Here is a 1,306-nt window from a genome sequence, read left to right on the forward strand (position 1 = left end):
TGTCTAGTCCTGAAATAGGTTTACACCTATTCACCCCAACGCCCGATGCACCGCATCGGGCGTTTTGTATTTTAAGGAAAGGTGCGGCCGCTCTTGGTTGTAGATCGTAATAGCCTCCCGCACCATCTGTTCAGCCTGTTCTAGATTTTCTGGCCTGTAGAGCAGCAGCTCTGTTTTCAGAATGCCGTTAACCCGCTCTGCGAGAGCGTTTTGGTAGCAATCGTAGCCATCGGTCATTGAGCAAATGACGCCATGTTTGGCGTGTAGCTTCTGGTAGAGATCAGAGCAGTACTGTGCGCCGCGATCCGAGTGATGCACCAGTCGTTGGCTTGTTCGGCGCTCTTTTAGCGCCTTTCGGAAGGCTTGAGCCACGGATTTGGCGTGCAGGCTGTCATGCACGTGAAAGCCGACAATTTTTCTCGAGTAGGCATCTGTCACCAAACTTAAGTAAACAGATCCTTCTCGGGTGGGGATGTAGGTGATATCTGCTACCCAGACCTGTTCTGGGCCGGTCGCAATCACTTGTTGCGGGCCAGGTTTCAGGAGGTTGGGATGGCAGCGAAAGCGATGATGGCTGTCAGTCGTCTTGTGATAGGCCCGTTTTCTACGTACCAGTTGGCGATGATCGCGCAAAACATCGAATAGACGATCTCTTCCAACATGCAGTTCTTGTCTCTCACGTTTGGCATGCATCATCGAATGTAACTTACGAGTACCGATGCAGGGCTGACGTAAGCGGATCTCATGCACAAACTTGACGAGCTTCTGGTCTTGCTCAAGCCTGGATCGGTAAGCCCGATCTCGCTTGTAATAGGCTTGACGACTTATTCCCATAAACTGGCAAGCCCTGCTGACACTCAGGGTTTGGGTTTGCGCAACGACTTGCCTGGCCGCTTTTTTACAACGGATACGCCATAGTCATTCTTCAGAACATCGACCACGTCTTCAAAAAACTTGGCTTTCTGATTGGCCAGCGCCAATTGTTCTTCAAGCTCTTTGATTCTCTGCTCAGGCGTTAGCGGCAAAGTTGGCTCGTCCATCGGTCGAGTCCTCTGAGAGCGAATGGAGGCGCCTTGGCTCCAATCCTGCCGACCATGCTTGCGTAACCAAACCAGAACCGTCGACCGGCCTTGAATCCCATAGCGCCGTTGAGCCTCTTTATAACTCAACTCGCCTTTTTCGACCTGATCGACAACCGACAATTTAAAAGTCAGCGTGTAATCGCGCTGACTGCGCTTTTCGCCCGTCTCCATTGCACCCTCCTGATAAGAAGCCAGAAGGTGTAAACCTTATTCAGGACGAGACA

1 protein-coding gene is annotated in these 1,306 nt (G+C 51.5%); it reads right to left on the minus strand.

The window, feature by feature from the left end; all coding sequences use genetic code 11:
- Positions 1-30 precede the first annotated feature (30 nt).
- A protein-coding gene (locus tag AC0ZWN_RS28750; protein ID WP_476337707.1) for an IS3 family transposase occupies positions 31-1,253 on the minus strand; the annotation gives its coding sequence in 2 pieces (ribosomal slippage) (positions 31-902 and positions 902-1,253; 1,224 coding nt in all).
- Positions 1,254-1,306: the final 53 nt, after the last annotated feature.

Source organism: Pseudomonas sp. 3B-A001-10F (genome assembly GCF_056313565.1).